At 42.5% G+C, this 1,956-nt stretch carries 3 protein-coding genes; all 3 read left to right on the top strand.

Annotation, left to right across the window (positions count from 1 at the left end):
- Window positions 1-141, top strand: a 141-nt coding sequence (locus A3763_RS27095; protein ID WP_197482959.1) for a sodium ion-translocating decarboxylase subunit beta, incomplete at its 5' end; no start/stop codon positions are given.
- Between the two features lie 114 nt (window positions 142-255).
- Window positions 256-1,386, top strand: a complete 1,131-nt coding sequence (locus tag A3763_RS18060; RefSeq protein ID WP_068507862.1) for an alpha/beta fold hydrolase — start codon at window positions 256-258, stop codon at window positions 1,384-1,386.
- A 15-nt stretch (window positions 1,387-1,401) separates the two neighbouring features.
- Window positions 1,402-1,827 carry a peptidylprolyl isomerase gene (locus tag A3763_RS18055; protein WP_068507860.1) on the top strand — a complete coding sequence of 142 codons (426 nt, stop codon included), beginning with the start codon at window positions 1,402-1,404 and terminating at the stop codon, window positions 1,825-1,827.
- Window positions 1,828-1,956: the final 129 nt, after the last annotated feature.

Raw genomic sequence — 1,956 nt, 5'->3', positions numbered from 1 at the left:
ATGGCTGCTCGTGTATCGAATAAGGTTGGTCTGGATAATAATCCTCAGAATTTCTTGTTGATGCATGCGATGGGGCCAAACGTAGCAGGTGTTATCGGTTCTGCAGTTGCTGCGGGCGTTATGATCAAGTTCTTAGGCTAGGAAGCCAGTAGTACTACTATAGAAACCCCGGCTTGTGCTGGGGTTTTTTTATTTGTGGGGCTAAGATAATAACTGTGAGATATCTTTTTATTGTTAACAGGGTTGTAGCTATAGATGGTTGAGAAAAAGCTAAGATTGCTAGATAAAGTTTTTTTATCTGTTCTTAATGGTGTGGAGCAGTTTGCTTTTTCGGAGAACTTTAATATCTCAAACTTGAGTTCATTCGATGAAATCTTTCAAGATGGCATCATGTCAGTTCGTCATTATCACCCATTAGAGGATGATGAGATTGAGATCGCGGGTGAGAAAATCAAGGTAGAGAAAAAGCGACACAAAACGCCCGTTATCTTGGTGCCGCCTTTAGCCGCAACATCAATGATATTTGATTTGATGCCGCATAGAAGTGTTGTTCGTTATTTTTTAGCGAATGGTTATGATGTTTACTTGGTTGATTGGGGAGATGTAACCGCAGATCATAAAAACCTGTCGCTGGAAAGCTATGTGCTAGAGTGGATGCCAATGATCATGGATGCTGTCATTACGCATTCTGATGAGGAGGAGGTGTCAATCTTTGCATACTGCATGGGTGGCTTGCTTTCTCTTATGTATCTGGCGGTTTCAGGTGATGAATCAGTCAAAAACCTGGTGACAGTCGCGAGTCCGATCGATATGCATCAGAGCGGCGCAGCAGGTAAGGTTTTGTCGGCAATATATAAGCCAGCGCACCTGGTTTCCAACGTGCTTAATTTTTCCTTACTTGATTTACCGACACGCTATTTTCATGTGCCTGGATGGACTTCATCGCTAGTGTTTAAATTAACTAACCCAATGGGCTCAGTGATTAATACGTATGAGAAGTTTTTGAATTTATGGGATAGGGAGTATTTGGAAGAAAGTCTGACTATGAGCAAGTGGTTTGACGACATGGTAGATTATCCAGGGCGTACCATTCGGGAAATGGCGGTTCATATGATGATCAATAACACCATGGCTAAAGGAAAAATGCGTATTGGAAAGGTGATGGCCGAGTTTAATCAAATTAGATGCTCGATTCTGGCATTTGCAGGCGAGTCTGATAATTTGGTGAGTGTAAGTGCTGCGCACAAGGTTTTGGATATAGTCTCTTCAGAAGATAAAGAGTTTTGTGTTGTTCCGGGTGGGCATGCGGGCGTCTTTGCTGGTAACAAAGCGCCGCAAAATACCTGGCGCATAGCTGTAGATTGGTTGGCAAGCCGGTCTGATTAACAAGAGTGATAAATAATGGCAGAAAGGCAAGTATATAAAGTTAACTATTGGTTGAAGAATGATGATGGGCAAGTAGTCGATACTTCAGAAGGTGGCGAACCAATGGTAATTGAGATTGGTGGTGCTTCCGTGATTCGAGGGCTTCAAGAAGCTGTAAAGGGGAGGCAAGCGGGTGATCGCTTGGAAGTGCAGGTGCCGCCAGAAATGGCTTATGGTGCGCATAACCCGGAGTTTGTGTCAAAAGTACCTATGTCAGCTTTTGAAGGAGTAGAGCATGTTGTAGAAGGTATGAAGTTCCAGACCAATACCGGCTCTGATGCGCAGGTTGTTCAGGTTGTTAAAGTAGAAAAAGACTTCGTCCTGGTTGATGCAAACCACCCTTTAGCAGGCTTGGTTCTCAATTTTGAGATTGAGATAATCGAAGTGGTCGAAGCTGCGTAAAATTTAGCTAGAATAAAAAATATGCAATTTTTCATGTGTTTTTTGAAGCTGCATATATACTTACTGTTACATAACGGAAAAATGTATGGAATATCAGTACCTTTCGGGTCTCCATGCAATCCCAAATCA

The organism is Oleiphilus sp. HI0128, from assembly GCF_001635365.1.
Note: the sequence above shows the minus strand (reverse complement) of the source record. Positions and strands in the feature narration are given on the sequence as shown.

Coding starts and splice junctions, on each gene's coding strand:
- A3763_RS18060 (WP_068507862.1), top strand. CDS start 256: ATGGTTGAGAAAAAGCTAAGATTGCTAGATAAAGTTTTTTTATCTGTT.
- A3763_RS18055 (WP_068507860.1), top strand. CDS start 1,402: ATGGCAGAAAGGCAAGTATATAAAGTTAACTATTGGTTGAAGAATGAT.